The 19807-nt window shown below is 56.4% G+C and carries 21 protein-coding genes and 2 pseudogenes; 10 read left to right on the plus strand and 13 right to left on the minus strand.

Going from position 1 to position 19807, the window contains the following annotated elements; translation table 11 throughout:
• Positions 1-315: 315 nt before the first annotated feature.
• The 3 genes and pseudogenes from HGP12_RS33055 to HGP12_RS33065 all read right to left on the minus strand — a co-directional run.
• Positions 316-1536 (minus strand): ATP-binding protein, encoded by a 1221-nt coding sequence (locus tag HGP12_RS33055; protein ID WP_168880183.1) that lies wholly within the window; start codon positions 1534-1536, stop codon positions 316-318.
• Positions 1537-1798: 262 nt separating this feature from the next.
• On the minus strand, positions 1799-2077 hold the full coding sequence (locus HGP12_RS33060; RefSeq protein ID WP_112401277.1) for an HU family DNA-binding protein: 279 nt from the start codon (positions 2075-2077) through the stop codon (positions 1799-1801).
• A gap of 400 nt (positions 2078-2477) precedes the next feature.
• Positions 2478-2675 (minus strand): annotated as a pseudogene (locus HGP12_RS33065) (WGR domain-containing protein); the annotation flags it as partial.
• A gap of 370 nt (positions 2676-3045) precedes the next feature.
• On the opposite strand from HGP12_RS33065, the gene HGP12_RS33070 reads away from it, so the two are divergent.
• Both HGP12_RS33070 and HGP12_RS33075 read left to right on the plus strand, forming a co-directional pair.
• Entirely contained in the window at positions 3046-4122 is a 1077-nt protein-coding gene (locus tag HGP12_RS33070) for an IS630 family transposase (RefSeq protein WP_168880185.1), read from the plus strand.
• A gap of 93 nt (positions 4123-4215) precedes the next feature.
• Positions 4216-4674: a hypothetical protein gene (locus tag HGP12_RS33075; protein ID WP_168880186.1), complete on the plus strand. Its 459-nt coding sequence runs from the start codon at positions 4216-4218 to the stop codon at positions 4672-4674.
• Between the two features lie 279 nt (positions 4675-4953).
• On the opposite strand, the gene HGP12_RS33080 is transcribed toward HGP12_RS33075, so the two are convergent.
• On the minus strand, positions 4954-5637 hold the full coding sequence (locus HGP12_RS33080) for a hypothetical protein (RefSeq protein ID WP_168880187.1): 684 nt from the start codon (positions 5635-5637) through the stop codon (positions 4954-4956).
• Between the two features lie 188 nt (positions 5638-5825).
• Complete coding sequence (locus HGP12_RS34400) at positions 5826-6563, minus strand: hypothetical protein (protein ID WP_246703652.1); 738 nt, start codon at positions 6561-6563, stop codon at positions 5826-5828.
• Positions 6564-7005: 442 nt separating this feature from the next.
• On the opposite strand from HGP12_RS34400, the gene HGP12_RS33090 reads away from it, so the two are divergent.
• The 3 genes from HGP12_RS33090 to HGP12_RS33100 all read left to right on the plus strand — a co-directional run bounded on the left by HGP12_RS33090 (position 7006) and on the right by HGP12_RS33100 (position 8236).
• Positions 7006-7239 (plus strand): helix-turn-helix domain-containing protein, encoded by a 234-nt coding sequence (locus tag HGP12_RS33090; RefSeq protein WP_168880210.1) that lies wholly within the window; start codon positions 7006-7008, stop codon positions 7237-7239.
• Positions 7240-7524: 285 nt separating this feature from the next.
• Positions 7525-7755, plus strand: a complete 231-nt coding sequence (locus HGP12_RS33095) for a DUF4160 domain-containing protein (RefSeq protein ID WP_168880188.1) — start codon at positions 7525-7527, stop codon at positions 7753-7755.
• The gene (locus tag HGP12_RS33100; RefSeq protein WP_168880189.1) at positions 7745-8236 is read left to right on the plus strand and encodes a DUF2442 domain-containing protein; all 492 of its coding nucleotides are present in this window, start codon (positions 7745-7747) and stop codon (positions 8234-8236) included. Before HGP12_RS33095 ends, HGP12_RS33100 begins: the two co-directional genes overlap by 11 nt.
• A gap of 243 nt (positions 8237-8479) precedes the next feature.
• On the opposite strand, the gene adhP is transcribed toward HGP12_RS33100, so the two are convergent.
• The 4 genes and pseudogenes from adhP to HGP12_RS33120 all read right to left on the minus strand — a co-directional run bounded on the left by adhP (position 8480) and on the right by HGP12_RS33120 (position 11060).
• Positions 8480-9508 carry an alcohol dehydrogenase AdhP gene (adhP, locus tag HGP12_RS33105; protein ID WP_168880190.1) on the minus strand — a complete coding sequence of 343 codons (1029 nt, stop codon included), beginning with the start codon at positions 9506-9508 and terminating at the stop codon, positions 8480-8482.
• A gap of 56 nt (positions 9509-9564) precedes the next feature.
• Positions 9565-9810 (minus strand): annotated as a pseudogene (locus tag HGP12_RS33110) (IS110 family transposase); the annotation flags it as partial.
• Positions 9811-9938: 128 nt separating this feature from the next.
• Entirely contained in the window at positions 9939-10640 is a 702-nt protein-coding gene (locus HGP12_RS33115; protein WP_168880191.1) for an IS6 family transposase, read from the minus strand.
• A 156-nt stretch (positions 10641-10796) separates the two neighbouring features.
• Entirely contained in the window at positions 10797-11060 is a 264-nt protein-coding gene (locus HGP12_RS33120; RefSeq protein WP_168880192.1) for a GCG_CRPN prefix-to-repeats domain-containing protein, read from the minus strand.
• A 580-nt stretch (positions 11061-11640) separates the two neighbouring features.
• Here HGP12_RS33120 and HGP12_RS33125 point away from each other — a divergent pair.
• The 3 genes from HGP12_RS33125 to HGP12_RS33135 all read left to right on the plus strand — a co-directional run bounded on the left by HGP12_RS33125 (position 11641) and on the right by HGP12_RS33135 (position 13348).
• Positions 11641-12474 (plus strand): lysozyme inhibitor LprI family protein, encoded by an 834-nt coding sequence (locus HGP12_RS33125; protein ID WP_168880193.1) that lies wholly within the window; start codon positions 11641-11643, stop codon positions 12472-12474.
• A gap of 207 nt (positions 12475-12681) precedes the next feature.
• A complete protein-coding gene (locus HGP12_RS33130) occupies positions 12682-12891 on the plus strand; it encodes a hypothetical protein (protein WP_168880194.1) in 210 nt (69 codons plus the stop codon).
• Complete coding sequence (locus HGP12_RS33135) at positions 12881-13348, plus strand: hypothetical protein (RefSeq protein WP_168880195.1); 468 nt, start codon at positions 12881-12883, stop codon at positions 13346-13348. The genes HGP12_RS33130 and HGP12_RS33135 overlap by 11 nt, the downstream gene beginning before the upstream one ends.
• A 34-nt stretch (positions 13349-13382) precedes the next feature.
• Here the strand turns inward: HGP12_RS33135 and HGP12_RS33140 are convergent, their stop codons facing one another.
• A complete protein-coding gene (locus tag HGP12_RS33140; protein ID WP_168880196.1) occupies positions 13383-14465 on the minus strand; it encodes a lysozyme inhibitor LprI family protein in 1083 nt (360 codons plus the stop codon).
• A gap of 454 nt (positions 14466-14919) precedes the next feature.
• Between HGP12_RS33140 and HGP12_RS33145 the strand changes: the two genes are divergently transcribed.
• Both HGP12_RS33145 and HGP12_RS33150 read left to right on the plus strand, forming a co-directional pair.
• Entirely contained in the window at positions 14920-15945 is a 1026-nt protein-coding gene (locus HGP12_RS33145) for a DUF4424 family protein (protein WP_168880197.1), read from the plus strand.
• A 58-nt stretch (positions 15946-16003) separates the two neighbouring features.
• Positions 16004-17899, plus strand: coding sequence for a DUF4344 domain-containing metallopeptidase (locus HGP12_RS33150; protein ID WP_168880198.1), 1896 nt, complete (start codon positions 16004-16006; stop codon positions 17897-17899).
• Positions 17900-17941: 42 nt separating this feature from the next.
• Here HGP12_RS33150 and HGP12_RS33155 read toward each other — a convergent pair whose 3' ends face one another.
• From HGP12_RS33155 to HGP12_RS33165, 3 genes are all read right to left on the minus strand, one after another.
• Positions 17942-18994 carry a helix-turn-helix domain-containing protein gene (locus HGP12_RS33155; RefSeq protein WP_168880199.1) on the minus strand — a complete coding sequence of 351 codons (1053 nt, stop codon included), beginning with the start codon at positions 18992-18994 and terminating at the stop codon, positions 17942-17944.
• A gap of 138 nt (positions 18995-19132) precedes the next feature.
• Entirely contained in the window at positions 19133-19543 is a 411-nt protein-coding gene (locus HGP12_RS33160) for a TetR/AcrR family transcriptional regulator (RefSeq protein ID WP_168880200.1), read from the minus strand.
• Positions 19540-19803, minus strand: coding sequence for a hypothetical protein (locus HGP12_RS33165; protein ID WP_168880201.1), 264 nt, complete (start codon positions 19801-19803; stop codon positions 19540-19542). Before HGP12_RS33165 ends, HGP12_RS33160 begins: the two co-directional genes overlap by 4 nt.
• Between the last annotated feature and the right edge of the window lie 4 nt (positions 19804-19807).

Consider the following 19807-nt stretch of genomic DNA (forward strand, 5'->3'; position numbering starts at 1 on the left):
CTTTCGGTATCGGACCGAGCGCCTTGACGGAAGCCGTCGCCCTGCTCGCTTCAAATCTCGAAGGTCAGGCCGCGTAACGGCAGAGAAAACAAGACCTCGCCAACCAACCGGAATTCTTGCAACAGAGCCAATTTGGTGCCCACTCACGAGTTCCAATCTCTAACTGCTCAATCGCAAATAAAGTGCAGAGCTATCTCGTTGAAATTCTCGCAGAAAGAATCTTACAATTAACTGCTAAACGACAATTGTAGCCGGCCGATGCGCACCGGCAGTGAAACCTGGGGTGGGGAATTCGCCATCCCCGTGAACAGATCATCACCGCCACAAACAAGAAAGCGGAGCAGCGGCAAGCCGTTCGCCGAAGGGAACGACATCAGTGTTGTCATAAAGGACGATGCCATACGCGAACTTTTCTCCGCACGCTTCCGCCAAGGTCTTCAGTCCTCCAAAGTCGCTGGCCTTGACGGTGGCGCTCGCTTTCACTTCGATCCCGACGATTGTCCCATCGTCGCGCTCGAGCACGACATCGACCTCTCGCATCTGCTGATCGCGGAAATGGTAGGGGGTTAGCCGCAAGTCCGACGCTGTCACGAGTTTCAGGATCTCGGAGAATACGAAGCTCTCCAAGAGCGCGCCAAATGCGCTGCGATCCGTCTTCACCCGGTCAAAGGTCAGGCCTCGGGCGGCTGCGAGTACGCCGGAATCGACAAAATGCAGTTTCGGGGTTTTGGCGATCCGCTTCAATGCGTTGGTGTACCAGGGCTGCACAGTGGTGATCAGGAATACCTGTTCGAGCAGGCCGACATATCGTTGTCCCGTCTTGTGGCTGACGTTGATGCTCGATCCGAACTGCGAATAGTTGACCAGTTGCCCGGAATGCTCGGCAAGCAAACGCACGAACTTCGGGAGCTCTGTCAGCTTTTCGACATCGGCGATGTCCCGCAGGTCGCGCGTCAGAACCGATGTCAGATAGGATCGCGCCCAATCCTGGCGCCGTCGTTCGCTTTCTCTGGCAATCGCCTCCGGAAACCCGCCGAGAAGGACGAGCCTCAAGAGATCGTCCGCGACGATCCCGTTCCGGTCGCTCTGCAGTTTTCCTTCGAACAGACGGTCCAAAAATGTCGAGGTCGCGCCTTCGACCTCCGCGCGGGCGAGCGGCAACATTTGGATGGTTTCCATGCGGCCTGCCAGGCTGTCGGCGACACGGGGCAATGTCAGCACGTTGGCGGAACCGGTGAGCAGGAACCGGCCGGGGCGATAGTCCTCGTCCACCGTCTTTTTGATGGCCAGTAACAGTTCGGGCGCGCGCTGGATTTCGTCGATGATCGCCCGGTCAAGTCCGCGGATGAAGCCGGCAGGATCGGACTTTGCGGAGCTAAGGACCGTCTGATCGTCGAGCGTGATGTAGCTGCGGTCGGCTCCCTCCATCTTCCGCACCAGCGTGGTCTTGCCCGCCCGGCGTGGCCCGACGATCAGAACCACTGGCGTATCCGAAAGGGCTTCGTCTGCCCGGCGTTCCACAAATCGTTTGTACATGCGCGTTCCGGTTCCTGAAAATTGGAACTATCAGGCATGATAATTGGAAGTCAATCATTTGTTGATTGGAGCTGAGCGGCATGAAGTTTGGGAGCCGCCAGCTGCTCGAGCCCGCACTTCAGGCTGTCGCTCGGTAGGCGGCCGTCCTTCTCGGCGACGATAGGAGAGGAGAGAAGGGCCGGGAATGGTTGCTCTAACGGGGCTTAGATGGCGCCCGAGGATCGCGCGCGCCAGGCAAAATATCGTGCGTGCTTAGATCGCGTTATTTGTTCAATGCGTCCTTGAGTGCCTTGGCCGGCGTAAACGCTAGCTTCTTGGCCGCCGCGACTTTAATGGTCGCGCCGGTCGCCGGATTGCGCGCTTCGCGCTCCGGCGTTGCCTTCACCTTGAACTTGCCAAATCCGGGCAGCGACGTTTCGTTGCCGGCAATCGCGGCTTGAGTGATCGAGGCGATCACCGCTTCGACGATTGCCTTGCCTTGTGCCTTCGTCAGGCTGTGTTCACCCGCGATCTTGTCGGCGATTTCATTCGTGGTGGTCATCTACGTCTCCGCATTATTGTTGATACGGAAACCCTGACAGCGGAGTGAGCTGCTGTCATTGACGCAATGCAGAATGAAGATTCGAAAGCAGGGATTTCCACAGCTTCCAATTGACTATAGCCTTCTTAAGGCGCCGCAGACCCGCTTTTGCGGCCGCAAAGGCCATCAGTGTCACACGAGAGGTGGTTCTCTGCTCAGTCCGCCCACAATGCTATGGCGACACGCCGTCACGACCGCGCGTCGTCTTTCACAAACGTCAAGAAGACGACAATGACGACTTGCATCAACGAAGTCATCGAGCTGCTGCGCGCCGAAGTGCGGGACGCCGATCCACACGCTTCCGAGGGTGCGCTCTGCTACCAGGTGAGCCGGTCCACCGGGATTGACCGGCGTGTCAGGCTCAAAGCTTTGCTTCGCAGTTCTTCTTCCACTCGATCCGTCGGACGATCGTGTCAGACAAGGATTTCGGGCGATAGCCACGCAACCGTTTCTGGCGCAAGAGCTGGAGGAAGAGTCCGACGGCCTCCTCTTCGCACTTGAAATGATGCACCAGCCTTTGACCGCCGGCGCCGATGCGTCCCCACCGACGGATGAGACATCGGAATGATTTGCTTCCTTCACTTGACGAACATCTTCGCCGGAGAGGACGAGGCCATGGCAGCGTAGACGGCTTGCAGCGGGCTCGTCGAACCACGTGAACGTCGTCAAATCCGGGAAATTGAAGAAGGAATTGAGCGGAATGCTACCCCTCGAAATCGATATCGGCGGCAAAATCGACGTCTACTAGCTTGGATCGGGGGTCTGAAAATCATGAATTGTTCATCGCAATTGAACTTTTCCGAATTTTGTTGTCCGAGAGCATTGACTTTGAGGCGAGGTCTGTTGTCCGAAACGTACTAGTGGAATGATCGCAACGTAGGAGTCCGTTTTGGGATTCCCCCGCATTGCTGGATGTGCGACGATGTTTCATGCGTACTGGGATCACATTCGACGTTACAGCTGCCGACCGCGATCGGCTTGAGGCTATCGTTGCAGCGGGCGCTTCGGCGCAGAAGCACGTCTGGCGAGCAAGGATCATATTGATGACCGGTGATGGGTTTGGAACCGTCGCCATTATGGAGGCGACCGGCAAATCCAAGACCTGTGTCTGGCGCTGGCAAGAGCGGTTCATGTCCGAAGGTGTCGACGGCCTCTTGCGCGACAAGAGCAGGCCTCCTGGCATCGCGCCACTCGATAGCGAATTGGTGGACAGGGTCATTGCGCTGACCCTGGAGCCGCCGCAGCAGGAGGCGACACATTGGACAGTACGCGCGATGGCAAAAACGGTGGGGATCGCGGCGTCTTCCGTCGTTAAAATCTGGCATGAGCATGGGCTGGCTCCCCATCGCTGGCGCAGCTTCAAACTGTCGAACGACAAGGCCTTTGCCGAGAAGCTGCACGATGTTGTAGGCCTCTATGTCTCGCCGCCGGCCCATGCCATCATTCTGTCGGTCGATGAGAAGAGCCAGATCCAGGCGCTCGATCGGACACAGCCGGGCCTGCCGCTCAAGAAGGGGCGAGGCGGCACGATGACCCATGATTACAAACGACATGGCACGACGACGCTATTTGCAGCGCTCAACGTTCTCGACGGGTCGGTCATCGGCAAAAACATGCAGCGCCACCGACATCAGGAATTCATTCGCTTCCTCAATGCCATCGAAGCGACGCTGCCCAAAGATAAAGCCGTCCACGTTATTCTCGACAATTACGCGACCCATAAGCAGCCGAAGGTGCGCGCTTGGCTGGACAGGCATCCTCGATGGACCTTCCACTTCGTTCCGACGTCCTGTTCGTGGTTGAATGCCGTCGAAGGGTTCTTCGCAAAGCTGACAAGGCGTCGCCTCAAGAACGGGGTGTTTCACTCCGTTGTCGACCTTCAGGCCGCCATCAATCGCTTCGTCAACGAGCACAATGCCGAGCCAAAGCCGTTCATCTGGAAAGCCGACCCAGACGTTATCATTGCGGCGGTCAAACGTGGGCACCAAACGTTGGAATCAGTCTAGAGTTGAAAAGGTATCACCGTGACCTCAACTTCTTCTCGCGACAAGGTCGGGGAAAAATACCAACTAAATCAGATCTAAAAAGGACAACTCCCTTTGAAACGCATCTTCAAGTCGCTTGTCGTATTTTCTATCTTGTCGGGCTGTACATATACCGCTAGCGGCCCTGCCAAACTCGCAGGCGTTGTGACCTTGGCCCCAAGGACAGCCACCGACAGTTCAGAGCTTGCTAAATTCAAGTCCGATCCGAAGACACTGAAAGCGACCCGCTCGTTTCCGGAGAGCTTTGACGTGATGTACAAACGCGTCGCAGATCAAGCCGACCGTTGTCTTAGGGGAGCAAGTGATCTTTATGCCGATCAAGGTGTTGGAGTTGCGTTCAACACTTACGACCTCAGCGGCGACTATGTGTATTGGGTAAAAATCGAAAAGGAAGGCGCCGGTTCGAAGGTTACGGTTTACACCGGTAATAATCTGGCGAAACAAAAATACGTTGACGACATGTTCCGGTGGGCGTCCGGCGATACAAAATGCACCAAAGGTTGGATCATCTAAGGACCAGCCTTCAGCTCGTTCTGCAGATGCACGTCAAAATCGTTGTTGCATAAGATTGGGCGGCCCGTGGGCGCCCATTTTGCTATGATGTTTGACAATGCCGTCGAAGCTTTAATGGGTTTCAAATAGTTGTTTTCCTGGCGAATTCTGCTGATTGGCCGAGTTGCAACAGATTACGCACGTCCAAGCCTCCCGGCCGAAAATCTCAGAAAGCCAATCACCGATCCCAGCGTCACCGGAGCAAACGAGCACTTTGTGCAATGTCAGCCAGTCTCATGTCTACTGACATTGCATAATATCTGTCACCACCTCGGCCCACCACGGCGGCGTCTTGTCTAACGAAGCGAGCCAAGAGTCGATTTGCGGATCACTGGCACCGTGCTTGATCGCTTTTAGCATGCACTCACATTGTCCAAGCGTCTCGTCGAACGCGCGGGCGCCGTTGTTGTACCTGTTTTTCAGGCATCCAGCTTTTATATCTTGATCGCGCTTGGCAATGCGCATTGTCTCGTCGGCCGAGAAAATATCTCTCAGTATTTTTGACTGCTCTGGGTTGGTATATGCGTAGTCGAGTCGTCCCTGACGTAAATCTGCCTTGAAGGACCCGCAAATAGCGACGTTCCCTTCCAGCGGATCTACCTCATGCCGCAGTTGCTGCGCTAATTGTTCCTTCAGCGCGGGAGGGAGTGTGGCAAGTATCTTATCTGTGGGTAAGGTCACGTCCATGTTGTCAATCGCCGTCAAATGCAGAAGGAAGCGCAACGTGTAATCACTATTGTCGTGACTAATGCAGCGCTCGCCAAGCGTATTGATATGATGGCGCGCTCGTTCAACGGACATTGCCGCAGATTTTTGTTGATCAGAGTAATCGTCAGATAATGGAACTGCCCGTGCAAGAGCTGTCGAAATCATCGCCGCCGTTAGGACATATAGGAAAAATCGAGTGGTTCTCTTCAAGCGCATTTTTCTACCCTCACCCTCAAGTTGCTCGAGGCTGATTTCCGGAAGTTATGCAGCAATCAGCCTAATGTCGATAGCCACGGCGATGTTGGTTTTCGCATAGAACAGATGAAGTGGATGCCGATGACTTGGCGCCAAAATCATCCCGTTGGCATTTGATTGGCACATCCCAGATTGGGAAAGAGCTGGTTCTAAAGACTTCTCGCACTAGCCGTGCGATCTTCAGCTACCGTGCAGCCTCTCAACATCTTTCGTACTTTTAGCGAGACTTCATCCAGAGTTGCCATAACTCGATTCATCTGTGAGAGCGTAGCCGTCGTCTCCGACCCAAAGCCGCGGATTGTCTCGCCATCAAGGCCGTTAGCAAGCAGAAGAGCATCCAGATAGAGCTCAATCGAATGGAGAGCCAGAAGACGCCGTGGAAAGTGGTTGGGCTTCGACAAGCCCTCACCAAGCATGTTGGCGGCGTCTCGGTATCGGGCTGCCAAATTTAGTATGCCTCGTACATCCGCTGCCTTGCCGGTATATGCAGGTCCATTGCCTGATTTCGGCCGGGCGTTTTCCGTCAGGCGAAGGAGATCCTTGAGCATCGTCCGCAGTTCGGGCCACGGTGCTTCTTCAAGTTTCAAGCCGGGATCGTGCATGACAATCAGGCAATGGAGCTTGGCGGTGACTTCGATCAGCGAGGAGGGTCGTGTGATCCACATGACACGTCCGGATATCCCAGCCCGTTCCGCGAGTTCTTGTTTCAGGGCGACTGTCGCGCTGTATCCCAAGCGCCGATCCACTTCCTTCCATCGTTTCCGGCGCCTGCGAAGCTCGGCTCGCGTCTGAGACAGGTGTTCGGCATCGAGCTGAGGGGCCATCCGATTGAGGTCGGCAAAAGAGCGAACCTCGTCGACGCCATCCTTTGCGAAATTGGGAAGCATAACGACAGGAAGGCCGCCGGCCTCTTGAGCAATTCCGCCTGCAGCTTTTCCCTAAGACGGATGACCCTTATGTGCTGCTGGTGGTACTCGTACCAGCGAGGCCACATTTCTCTGACGGGCGTAGGACCACTCTCCCTACGCCGCCCGCTTTCTGCGATCACTTCGCCCAGCAGGCGTGCAGTGACGGAGAGAAGGTTTCGGCGGTCGATCGCGCGGGGCAAGATTTCCGTGCCGCCGCTTCGGGAATGTTTTTTCTAGGCGTAATTGCAGATAAAGTTCTGCTATTCTCAGAATCAGTCATGATCCGAGCCTCACTTATGGATTTTGGTCGTGCCGCTTGTAGGTGAGCCAATCGGGAGCGGTGGAACGATGATATCGTAACATGGATACGATATCCGCCAATGCAGCAGACTTCGATACAAAATCGTATCGGTGTTACGAAATGATTCCGATTCAGTGTAAAATGGCGCGCGTGGCGCTTGGGTGGGGAACTCGGGATTTGGCCAAATTCGCGCGTGTTTCTCCCGATACAATCGCCAGATTAGAACGAGGTGAACAACTTCGGGCTTCAACCGTTGAAGCTATCCAAGCCGCCTTCGAGAACGCAGGTATCGAATTTATCTCCGAAAACGGCGGCGGCGTCGGCGTTCGGTTCTCTAGGCCAAAATCACAATGATTATCACGGGGCGGCCTGGCCCCGGGTCGATGAACTTTGCTTTCGATCCTTGATCGAAACCAGGCGCTCTGCGACAAACCTGGGCAGCGAGAACAGTTGTTGGGTGTCGCGGCATTGACGCCAATATCTCGGGGGATTCGGGAGCCCAGCCTCGGCCCGCGCGACGTTTCTGTATCGCCGATATATTGGGGCAGAGAGTGGTCTTTAGAACTCATCTCCCTTCGCGCGAGCCAATTGACATAGTGCATTTGGTGCACTATTTGTAGGTGGACTGTGGAGATGTGGATGCCGACAATAGCCCGGATCGGAAACGTGTTAATCCGCGTTTTTGCGAACGATCATAACCCTCCGCATTTCCATGTCGTAACTCCGGACCACCAGGCGTTGGTCAGCATCGATGACTTCGAGGTCATTCAGGGTTCGATTGATCGGGGCAGCCTGAATACTGCGATTGCCTGGGCCAAAGCCCACAAGGAGGAACTGAGCAATGAATGGAACCGCCTCAATGAGCGATGACATCATCACTGTGGGTGCCGCTCTCCCAAGGTTGTTGGAGGCCTATCCGGGGAAGGATAGGCAGGTCCATCTTGTTTGGAAATCCGGCCATGAGCGGACCGTGGATTTGGCCCCTGTCTTAGAGAGCCGTCGGATTTTCATTCCTCTTCGTACAGATGACGATCTATTCCGAACACTCAAAGTCAGCGAATTTGGCGATGCCATTGAGTGGGGAGACGATATCGACCTTTCGGCTGTTTGGCTCAGCAGACTGCCGTCGATCGTGTTTAGCAATGTCGATTTCATCAAAGCGATGGACGAGCTTGGAATGACGTTGGATGGCATGGCTTTGGCGCTGGATATCTCTCGAAGATTAGTCGCGGACTACCGTAAAGATAAGCCGATCCCGCGCCACATCGCGTTCGCGACCCGCTATTTGGTTGACCAGCAAGCGGTTAACGACAATTACGAACAGCACGGCGAGAGTTTCAAAGAGGCGTAATTGGAAATGGTCGACCGCAAGTACTTCGCGTCCTCCACAAACCGCCGCGGGCATGGGATCTGAGTAGCAACGGAGCACAAAACCTACATTGGGGCGTGTGGCTCATCGGTATCGGAATTCCGCGGGTCTCAACAGGCTTAAGTTCGTCTCCTGGAAGAAATCCAGGCATGGAGACGATACAAATCTTAGATCTTTGTCATCGCCCGTCCCCCGGGGCGATGACAAGCGCCGCTGCCACCCAGATTAATTTGCAAAATCGATGACGACGCGGCCCTGGATATCCCCTTTGTGCATCCGGGCGAAAATGTTGTTGATATTTTCGAGCCTGTCGGTCGCGATCGTCGCCTTAACCTTGCCTTCGCCCGCGAAGTTCAAGGCCTCCTGGAGATCGAGCCGCGTGCCGACGATGGAGCCGCGCACGGTCACCCCATTCAGGACGGTATCGAAGATCGACAAGGGGAAATCGCCCGGAGGAAGCCCATTGAGCGATACCGTGCCGCCGCGGCCGACCATGCCGAGGGCCTGCTCGAAGGCTCTTGGCGAAACGGCTGTGACCAGCACACCCTGTGCGCCGCCGACTTCTTTCTTCACAAAAGCGATCGGATCGTCCTTACGGGCATTCACGGCGAGCGAAGCGCCGAGAGATTTCGCAAGATCGAGTTTTTCATCGTCGATATCGATGGCGATGACGTTGAGACCCATCGCTTTGGCATATTGAACAGCCAAATGTCCCAAACCGCCAATGCCGGAGATCACAACCCAGTCATCGGGCTTTGTGTCGGTGACCTTTAAGCCCTTATAGACGGTAACACCCGCGCACAGGATCGGTGCGATATCGACAAACGATACATTGTCGGGCAGATGACCGACATAGTTCGGATCGGCGACGACATATTCGGCAAAGCTTCCGTTCACCGAATAGCCGGTATTCTGCTGCTCCTCACACAACGTTTCCCAGCCGCCAAGGCAATGCTTGCAATGCCCGCAAGCGGTGTACAGCCACGGCACGCCGACGCGGTCACCTTCCTTCACATACTTGACGCCTGGCCCGACCGCCACGACGTGGCCGACGCCCTCATGGCCCGGAATGAAGGGCGGCTTGGGCTTTACCGGCCAGTCGCCTTCTGCGGCGTGGAGATCAGTGTGGCAGACGCCGGTCGCGGCGATCTTGACGAGGATTTGGCCGGCGCCCGGCGTTGGGACGGCGGCCTCCTCGATAATCAGCGGCTTTCCAAACTCGCGGACGACCGCGGCTTTCATGGTCTTGGCCATCGTGGCACTCCTTGGCTTGGCGTTCGTTCATAAGGGGACACTCGACAAAGCGTCCCAGGCTTGACATACGCCGGTGAGATCAATCTGACCTCATGTCCCAGTTCCATCAGTGTGCGGGCCCAATGATGGGCTGTCGAGCAGGCTTCCATGCCGATCAGGCAGGGTGGTAGTTTTGTGAAGAAAGCGATCATGTTGGCGCGGCGCAAGGCTTTGCGCAGAACGACCTGCCCTTGCGCATCAACACCGTGCAATTGGAAAACATTCTTTGCGATATCAAGCCCGATTGTCGTAATATCGTCCATGGTGGGTGGCTCCTCTCTTGGGTTTTGCAAAAAACCATTTTGGCACATTCGATGCCGTTGGAGGGCGCCATCCACCACATCAACTTAACTGGTACAAGGCAGTCGCAGCCTGCCTGCACTGTTGCGGTTCAAGCTAGAGTGATTTTCGCCCAGATGTTCATCGCCTCGGCGCGCAGATCGCGATGATGGTTGGAAGAGATGTCGTGGCGTGGGATGTGGAATAGGTTTGCGATCGGATCATGGATGGAGACGAAGCGCTGTAAATGTCGGGGTGACTTGAAGCGTTTCATAATCCGCTTTCGCCGCCGAATTGGCTGGTGGGAATTCTCCGCCCGATTGTTCAGGCCTTTGTGAGAGCGATGCTCAATGCCGGGCATGAGTTGGCGCTTTGCGGCATCGTAAGATCGAAGCTTGTCGGTGATCATCACCCATGGCCCTCGGCCTTGGCTCTTCAAGAGCTTGCGCATCAGGCGTTTGGCCGCCTTGGTATTGCGACGACTTTGAACCAGAACATCGAGGACGAAACTGTTCTGATCGACGGCGCGCCAGAGCCAGGGCTTCTTGCCGCCTATCGAAACGACGACCTCGTCAAGGTGCCACTTGTCGCCCAGCCGACTGGTTGAGCGGTAGCGGATCTCGCTAGCAAAGGCACGTCCGAATTTCTCAGCCCATAGCCGCACAGTCTGGTGCGAGACAATAATCCCACGCGTCGCCAGCATGTCCTCGACCATCCGCAGACTGAGAGGAAAACGGAAATAGAGCCACACCGCATGGGCGATGATCTCGCCGGGAAAGCAATGGCGGCGGTAGAGTGGGTCACGGTTCGTCATCGCCCCGTATTCGCACATCAAGTTCCAACTTCCGTTAACTTGACGATGCCCGCGCCGTTGTATTCGGGTGCCGAAAAATTCGCGACGCGTGGGGTTAGTTGGGTCCTGGCGCGCAGCACAGCCGGCCACGTGTGGCCGGCTGTGCTCCCCTTTGGGTTAATAGTATCGCCAGCCGTGCTGGTAGCGGGCGCGATGTGCCCAGTATCGATGTCCATCCCAATAGCCGCGGCCGTGGTAGTAGACGCCCGCTCGCGGACCACCGGGAACCACGATGACGCGACCCGGAGCGAACTCCGGGCGACACGCACCGTACGGCCCGCGATGAAAGCCGATGCCGCAGCCCTGGCGAGCTTCGGCGGACGGGGCCACTGCAGCTAAGGCGGCAATGGAGGTAAGTGCTACTATCAGAAACTTTTTCATGGATTGCCTCTGTTCAGTCCTGTTTGAGATGCTCTCGCATCCCTCCCAAGGCTAATTGACAATTCTCGCTTTTTTTGAGTCCGACTGGTCCTCTCCGACCCTCGCTGGTGCCAGGTGCGGCAATAGGTCCATCTGCTCGCTAGTGCGCTACGCCTTTACGAGAGGCGTCGCTGGCGACCGGACCGTCAACGATCAGAACGACCTGGTCGCGCGCCTCTTCGGACTTCAAAAAATGCCAATAAAGCGTGAAGCGCACCGGTCAGGGGTGAACGGCAAGCCGAACCAGACTTTGCGACAAGCTCGATCGCACGCTACCCGCGGGTGCTGCCGGCGCGGTTTTTTGATGGTTTGCCGGAATCTGGCGACGGAGATGCTTCCGCAGCGGGCGGTGCACTATCGTCCACAACAAGTGCACGGACGTTCAAATTTCCAAAATCTCTAGAACCAATAACAATATCGGGCTATCTGCCAATACTGCCAACACCGCGCGGTCGGTCTCCACGACTACCCCGATCCGTCGCGAGCGCGATATTGCTCAGCCCAACCATGTGGCGGAAGAAGCAAAGGAGGACATATCACCATGCCAGGCCATCAATCCACGACAAAAATCCGGCTAACCATCGCCGGCTTGATGACGCTCCTAGGATTGGGCATCGCAACGCCAACCTGGGCAATCGACTGCACCAAGGCGAGCGACCCAATCGATAAGAAAATTTGCGGCAATGCGGACCTCAAGGCGGCCGACACGGCGATGGGACAGGCCTATGCCGCCCTCCTCAAGACGGCGCCGGATCCTGAAGTCCGGGCCATGCTGATCAATAGCCAACGCCGCTGGATTGCGGCACGCAACAAGGGCCTCGGCAGTGGCTCGGACGGCGCAGCCATACCCGTCAGCGAGATCCGCCGCGCCATAGCCGCACGCACTGCTCGACTGAGCGACCGATCGGAAAAAGGGCTTGTCGCGCAGGCTCAGGAGCAACGACGCTTTCTTGCGAAGTACACAGGCGGCGTATTCGCCGGCTTCGATACGCGCTGCGAGTTCATTCCCAACGACAAGGATCAGTCGAGCTACGCCTATCAGTGCTATGGCGCCGTGCATGTCCGCAACAAGGACCGCCTTTGCAGTTTAAGCACCGAATGGGCGACCTGGTCGCTCTACGAATATCACGCCGTCAGTACCATTGAGGGCGACAAGGTCAAGGCTTCCGCCCTTTGCAGCGATCAATCGGGAGACATCTGCGGCAATAGCCAGAAAACCGACTGGACGCGGGCCCCCGGCGCGGACCAGCACCTTCCGCTGCTGAAGACCGATTTCCCCAAGCTGGACGTCGAAGGCGCCTGGCCGCTCGAGGAATCTGACGCAACCTGGTTCGGCCAATGCCTGACCAGCCCAACCTATCCGCCCGCGCAATGAGATACCTGTCCCAACCGGCGGAAGGCCGATGAGCGCACAACGATCTGTCCCCGATCGCCAGCAGGCGATGGTGGTGGCTCTTTGCATTCTCTCCGCCTTCGCGAGCCAAACGCAAGCAGCTGGTTTCAATTGCAAATACGCCAAAAGCCACGTCGAGAGGTTAATCTACGCAGATCCTGCCTATCGAAGCTCGATGGTGAGGTGAAAGTGCTGTTCGATAAGATCGCAGGTGAAACCGCCGGCCACGACGGCGAGACGGGCCAGGTGATCGATGCTGCCGCCAAGGACCAAGAACATTGGCGGGAGACGGTAAGGGATGCCTGCAAGGATGCCCAATGCCTAAAGACGACCCATATAGCCCGCCTTGCCGAGATGCGAAAGAACTGGTCGGAGACCCTCGATTCCGATGACCGATGAAAAATCTGGCCGGACGATTGGCGACAAGCGCCCAGCCGCAACGCTGAGCGCCGTGCTTGCGGGCGCCTTTTTTACAACCGGTGCGGCTCTAGCCAGCGGATCGCTGCCACCTGAGCCACTTTCAGCCGGTCCTTTCGCAAATTTCGCTGCGTGCCTGGCTTATCTGGAAAGTACACACCGGGAGCAGAGCGCCATGGCCATGCCCGAGCCTGTCACGAACCCGGCAGGCGGGACGCGACAGATCCGGGTCTATACGAACGGCGTCTCGCAAAAGGAAGGTGAACAGGCCACCTACGAGGCGGAAGTTGGATATGAGTTTCGGCACGTGGATGCCGAGCGCCGCTCCATCATCACGAATTATACCTGGGAACGTTATTCCATGGCCTGTCACGGCGCAGTCTTCGACGGGACGCTCGATCGCGGTTATGCGCTTCCGGGAACTGCGCCCGCTCCGTAATGGCCCGGCTCACTACCGACGACCTCGACATCCTTTATTGGGAAAGCCGGCTTTCGAGCTCGGCGGCGCGTTTTGCCGTCATTTGCACCAGGCAATCGTCCGATACGATCAAAGCAGCCGTGCCGCCATCCTTGTCTACAGCACATTGCCTGTCGCGTTCGGCAATCCAGCCGCGTTGTTCGTCACGCAGTTGCGTGGCGCCGGCTTGATCCAGATTTGTCCGCAACAAACGATAGGCGTGATTAAGGCGATCGTCCTGAAATTTATGTTCGGTGCCGGCGCAGTTCCGCATGGCAACGGTTACACCTTTGGATTTGTCGAGGCAGGCTTTGTAGGAGGAGCGCAGCAAGTCGTCCTGCTTCTTGGCCACCGATGATTTCGACGCCTTGGCTCGATCTGCGGGCGGCTTTTCATCAATCCGGCGATAGATCCGGGAAAAGCTGACATTGATACCGCCGCACATATGATTGTCGCCGACGACAAGATAACGTCCCAACTGGGCCATTTTGACTTGGCAAAGACCCGGAATTGTCTTGTCCTGGTAGGGAAGAAGCTTTTCCGGCTCGCCGTCGTCGCCGGATTGATAGCCGAATTTGACTTGTGACTGTCTGCCATCGATGAGGGCGGCAAACTGCCCTTCTTCCTCACCGTTGCCGAATTGCAGATTGGCTTTGGCGTCGATGCGGATCTTATCGCCTTGTTGCTTGGCGACGATCGTCGTTTCGCTGTCACCCCACCGTCCAACCCAGTTGGGCACCGGCGATATAGGGTCCAGCCGCGCCAGCGGCAGCCAGCCTGCCGTTTCATCATTCTCGGGTCGCTTTACGGGATTGAGATATACGGCGCATGCGCGGTCGCCATCCACGCGACTTACAGCGACCTGATCGCCCGGCATCAGAAAGGCGCCCTTATTGCAGATTAGCGATTTTTCCGGGCACTGAACCCCGACTTTGTCCCCGGGCTTGATCACATAAAGCTGGACTGCGAGCGGATCGTCGTCCACCGCATCGAAGCCGAAGCAATCAGTCTTTTGCTCCTGCGCCCAGACAAGCGTCGGTATCGATAGCGCCAGAACAGATAAAGAGAGGCGGCAAAGGACGCCACGCCAGACATTCATGCTGATATCCTTTCAATAAGACAGGGCGTTTGTGGGATTGGGCTAACTCCGATAGCCGGTCCTCCATACTCACGGCGAATGAAAGCCTCCTATGCACCTATGGCCCGCATGCATGGGGATCCGATTTGGTCTCACATATTCAACTCGCCTCGGCTCAACTTATGGCACGCGAGAGTTGCCGGCCAGCCGCAAAGACGGATTTAGAAAATATAGACGCATGTGCACTTATGGCAGACGCAGAGATATCGGTGCCGCAAATAGGTTCTGATAGACGCCTTGTCGGTATTGCGTCTTGATGCCGGCGCTGCCGTGACTGGGCAGGCCCCGCAACTGTCCGGGGACCTTGGCAACCCACGCGGCTCAAGCACATTCGACGATGCAACCTATCGCAGGAGCGGATCTGAAACATCCCACGGGCGCCAACCTGGCACTCGCCCATCCGGAAAGAATTTGAATGCGCTTTATCCCGTTCGCCTGTGGAACCCTCCTGCTCCTGTCGACCCCCGTTCTCGCCGATGACAGCTCGGCGACCTTGGGAACTGGTGGCCTCGTCCTTCAGAAGACGGACAAGATCGCGCTGGTCTCGGAGGAGCTGTATCTCTCCACCACGCTTATCCGGATTTCCTATCGCTTCCGTAATCTCACAAATGCGGACTATTCGACGACCATCGCCTTTCCAATGCCGGCGTTTCCGGGCGGTGGCTCAAACTCCACCACCGTCGTTCCCGACCCGGCGAGCGACAATTTCATGAAATTCCAGACCATCGTGGATGGCCGACCCGCTCCCTCGCAGCTCGAGCAGCGCGCGTTTCTGACGGTCAACGGCAAGGCCGATGTGGAAATCACCGATAAGCTCAAGGCTCTGCATATCCCCTTGGTGCCGACTTCCGATGCAACCGAGGCAGCAATCCGTCGCCTGACGGACGTACAGCGCAAGGATCTCGCGAACGCCAATATACTCGACCCTGGAAGCGACGATTATAACGGACAGCCCGCAACCCTTTACCCGCTCTGGACGCTGCAATCGAGATATTGGCGGAATCAGACCTTTCCAAAGGGAAAGGATTTGATCGTTCAACAGAGCTATGTCCCGGTTGTCGGCAGTCAGTCATCCCTGTCGATCGGTTCGCCTGATATGGATAGAGATCGGCTCAACTTCTATCGCGAAACATTCTGTACCGACGAAACCTTCATGAAGGCGGCACGGGGTCTCTACAAGAAAGTCGCTGATGACAACGCAACGACGTTTCAGGCTTTCGAGCAATATCTGTCCTATGTCATCACCTCAGGCGGCAACTGGGCGGGGCCGATCGGCGATTTCAAGCTGATCGTCGATAAGGCCGACCCAAAGATGCTGGTGTCCTTCTGCGGCAATGGCGTGAAGAAGATCAGTCCGACCCAGTTCGAGCTCGATATCAAGAACTACGAGCCCGATCGCGATATCGACGTGCTGCTGCTGAAAACCATGCCGGTTCAGTGATGTCGGCGCACTCTCCATCCCTTTGGCAAATCATCCCGAGAACCGGAGCTCGCGCAAAATGAACTTCGCCTTGAAGCGATACTCTTCCAGGAATGCAATCTTCGCCCTGGCTTTTCTCCTTGCTCTTCCATTGCCTGCCTTGGTCCAGCCCGCGCTCGCGCAAACCTCGAACCAAAATACATCTCAACTCGATCTCAACAGCGCGGATTCGATCGAGGGCGCACTCAACATCTGGGAGCGGCGGCTTAGCCAGGAAGGGCTGATTGTCCTCGGCTACTACAACGGCTTCGCGGACGGCTCTTTCGGGCAGAGCAGCCGTAATGCTATTGCAAGCTATCAGGGCGATCACAAACGGCCTTCCACCGGAAAGCTTTCCGCGCGGGATGCGCTGGAACTGGGTGGCGCGGCGCTCGACCTGCGCAAACAACTGCAGTGGCATCCTCTGGACGACTCCAAGGCCGGCGTAACCATCTCTTATCCAACCACGCTCCTGACGCAGCGGCAGGACAACAAGCTTGGCGGCGAAACTCTTCAAACCGCTGACGGCGCGCTCAGCCTGAAGATTGCGCGCTTTCCAAATTCCGGTCCGGGCCAGATCGACGCTCTGTTCAAGAGCCTTTCGAATGAGCAGGGCAGCACGATCACCTATCAGCTCAAGCGGCCGAACTGGTTTATCTTGTCGGGTACGTCAGGAGATCGAAGATTCTATTCCCGCTTCGAGCAGAAGGGCAATGACATACGTGGTTACGACCTGAGCTGGACCGCGAACGAGGCTGGCAAGGTCGTCGACAATATTTCGGTGCTCATCTCCAACAGTTTCTATCCGTTCGGTGACAATCCGGCCGACGGCGATCCGAGTTATCCGACCCTGATACAGCTTGCCGATCTTGCCAGTGCAAACGGCCAGGGCGCACCCTCGGAGGGCAATGCGTCCGGACGCCAGCCAGCTGATACGCAGGCACAATCCCAGCAGACCGACGGTCAGGCTGGTAATCAGACCGCCCAATCCGGCAACAAGGACGGTCTGACGGAGCAGAAGGAAGGCGCGCTTCCGCCGCCCTCGGATGGTTCGCTCGTCACGTCGGATGGCAAGGGATTGCGTTTCGTCTTTCATTACTTCCCGCCGGAAGACCCCAAGCTTAACTATGCCTATCAATGGGCCGTCGACACGCACCTTTTCCTGAACATTCCGGAAATCGATGGTCTCGATGGACTCTTCGTGACCCCGCGCCCCCTGCATTACGTCACCCGGCAATGCAACACGATCAACGCGTTCTACGACAAGAAAAACGGCGCGGTCTTCCTTTGTTACGAGATGATCGACAGCCTGTTACAAATGGGCCAGGCGCTCTCAAAGGGCGCCTCCGATCCCAAGGCTTTGACGATCGAATTCGTGCGCGACAATCTCCGCTTCATCCTTCTGCATGAATCTGGACATGCACTTATCGATCTTCTGGACCTTCCGGCCGTTGGACGCGAGGAGGACTCGGTCGACCAACTCGCCTCGGTCATGCTGCTTGCGCATGTGGACGACAGCGAGAACAAGAACGACATCGCGCGTGTCCTGCAACTGGCGTCCGTCTGGTTCAAGGTTAACAGCCAGTCGTCCGGTGCCCCGGATGTCGCCTCCTTCGCTGACGAACATTCGCTCGACGCACAACGCTATTTCAATCTGCTCTGCATGGTCTACGGGCTCGATCCGCAAGACAATGGTGCAATCGTTGACAATGGGATGCTACCCAAGGAGCGAGCCGCGCGCTGCCCCGACGAAGCGACCAAGATCAATCGTTCGTGGGCGCGGCTGCTTTTGCCGCACTTCTCGCCGCGATTCCAGCCAAAATCAGATAGCAATGGCGGAAATGGAATCAATCAGCAGAGCGACCCGGCTCCGCAGCCGGCGGCGGGTGGCAATCCCCTTGAGTGGGACAAAAGCAGCAATCCGTTTGCCAAATGAACGGATGATGGAGTGTCCGATGCGATCGGCCACTCGATGGTCTTAATGATCGGGTGTGCCGAAAGGCAATGTCCAGCCCGAGGGCAGGTTGGCATCTTCCGGACGGTGTTGAGGAGCAGTCGGCTTCAACACAGAGGCACGAATGTTCTCCAGGGTCTCACCGGGCGTATGGCCAAACTCGGCTTTGAATAGGCGGAAGAAGTATTTCTCGTTCGAAAAGCCGTGACGCCAGGCGATCTCGGCGATATGCGACTGCGGACGGTTGGGATCGGCCAGCATCTGATAAGCACGACGCAATCTCTTGCGCTGTATTTGTCGCATGACGCCGCCACTGCCTTCAAACAACTGGTAGAGTTTTGCGCGCGACAGCCCAACATCTCGGCAAATGCAGTGAGGTGTGAGATTGGGGTCCAGCAAATGCGCATCGATATAACGCAGGATTCTGCTACGCAGCGTATCCCGAATTGGGCTGCTTGCCTCAGCGAGCGCATCCGGCGTCGAGGAGACAGCCGCCGCCAAGAGCTGAAGGGTCGATTGGACGACGTAGGGAATCTCCTGCTCGCCCAGATTTGCAAGGTTCTGGAACAGCGAAAGCAGATGGTCTGCGATAAGACGACCTATGCCGGTCGCCAGCGTATGTCCATGCAAGAGCTCCGTCTGGCTCGGCAGAAGATCCCTCGGTACGACAAGAGAGATCACATCACCAGCCTCCACCACGGATTCGTTGATTTGGGCAGCATCGAGAACGAACAGGTCGCCAGCCGTCTTGACGGATTGGGGACTTGTCCACCGGCAGAGAAGTCGGCCGCTGAGGACCAAGGTGAACCGAAAGAAATCATGACCGTCGGTTCGGATGTGGCATTGGGTTCGATGAACTTCATAAGGGGAAGCCCCATCCGGATTGAGCCACGTTCTGCCGGTTAGAATGAGGGGGCCGAGAGACGCTCCGGCTGCTCCCGCATTGAAGGTTAGAGGATCACCGTGCCGTAATTTGCAATCACAGTGATTGTCCTTCACCCAGGCGTGAAATCGATCTTTTTCGGGAAAGTTGAGAGTAGAAGACCTGAATATGGGGGTCGAGGATATTTGCGCCATGCTTCTTCTGTCCACTGCCTAAAATGCCGAGGGAACGATCGCGATGAAGTCTGCGATCGTGCCGGTTCATCATTCGCGCCGCGCCGGCTTCAGTACAGCCGTCGCGACTTCCTTCTTTATAATCGTCACTGCCGCATCTCACGCTCTTGTTGCAATTGCTGGATCGTGAAAAGCTCGAGCGTCGATTGTTGCGCCATCAAGCAGAATCATGAGGATTGAAGAGGTGCGTGCCGCGGTTTGCTCTGGCAAAAAGGGCTTCAACATGTCGCCCATCCATGACGTCATGGTCATCTTATACTGAATCGCGATAGTCGAGATCTTCGAACAGTCGGCGCCAAATTCAGCGAGCGCGCGCTCGAGAAGGCAACCGGCGAATTCCGGAGCGCCAAACCATGCCTCGTGCCATGCAAAAACAGCTCTTAAATGTTCCCTCGCCGAAGCCGCAGGCTCAACGGACGCGCGAAGACTAGCCATGATATCTTGATAACGGCGGTGGAGTACTGCGCTGATAAGATCGCCCGTGCCCGGGAAATGGTTGTAGAGCGTCATGCGGGCGACCCGGCTTCGACAAGAATTCGATCGACACGGAGCGGATGAAAGTCATCGTCTAAGTGCTTAATATCAACGATAACAGTCGTTGTGGAAGCGAGCCCAAAGTTCTTTGCAACAAACTGGAGCTGCGTGGATGCGCCTACATATGTCATCAGTTTGCTAAGGATCGTATCCAAAGTAGATGGAATAATGTAAGTCTGCGCAAATTTATCCTGGTTTGGCGTCGCAGCAACGAGATAATAAATCGGGGCACTCATTCTG

Source organism: Rhizobium sp. P28RR-XV (genome assembly GCF_012641385.1).
GTDB lineage: Bacteria > Pseudomonadota > Alphaproteobacteria > Rhizobiales > Rhizobiaceae > Rhizobium.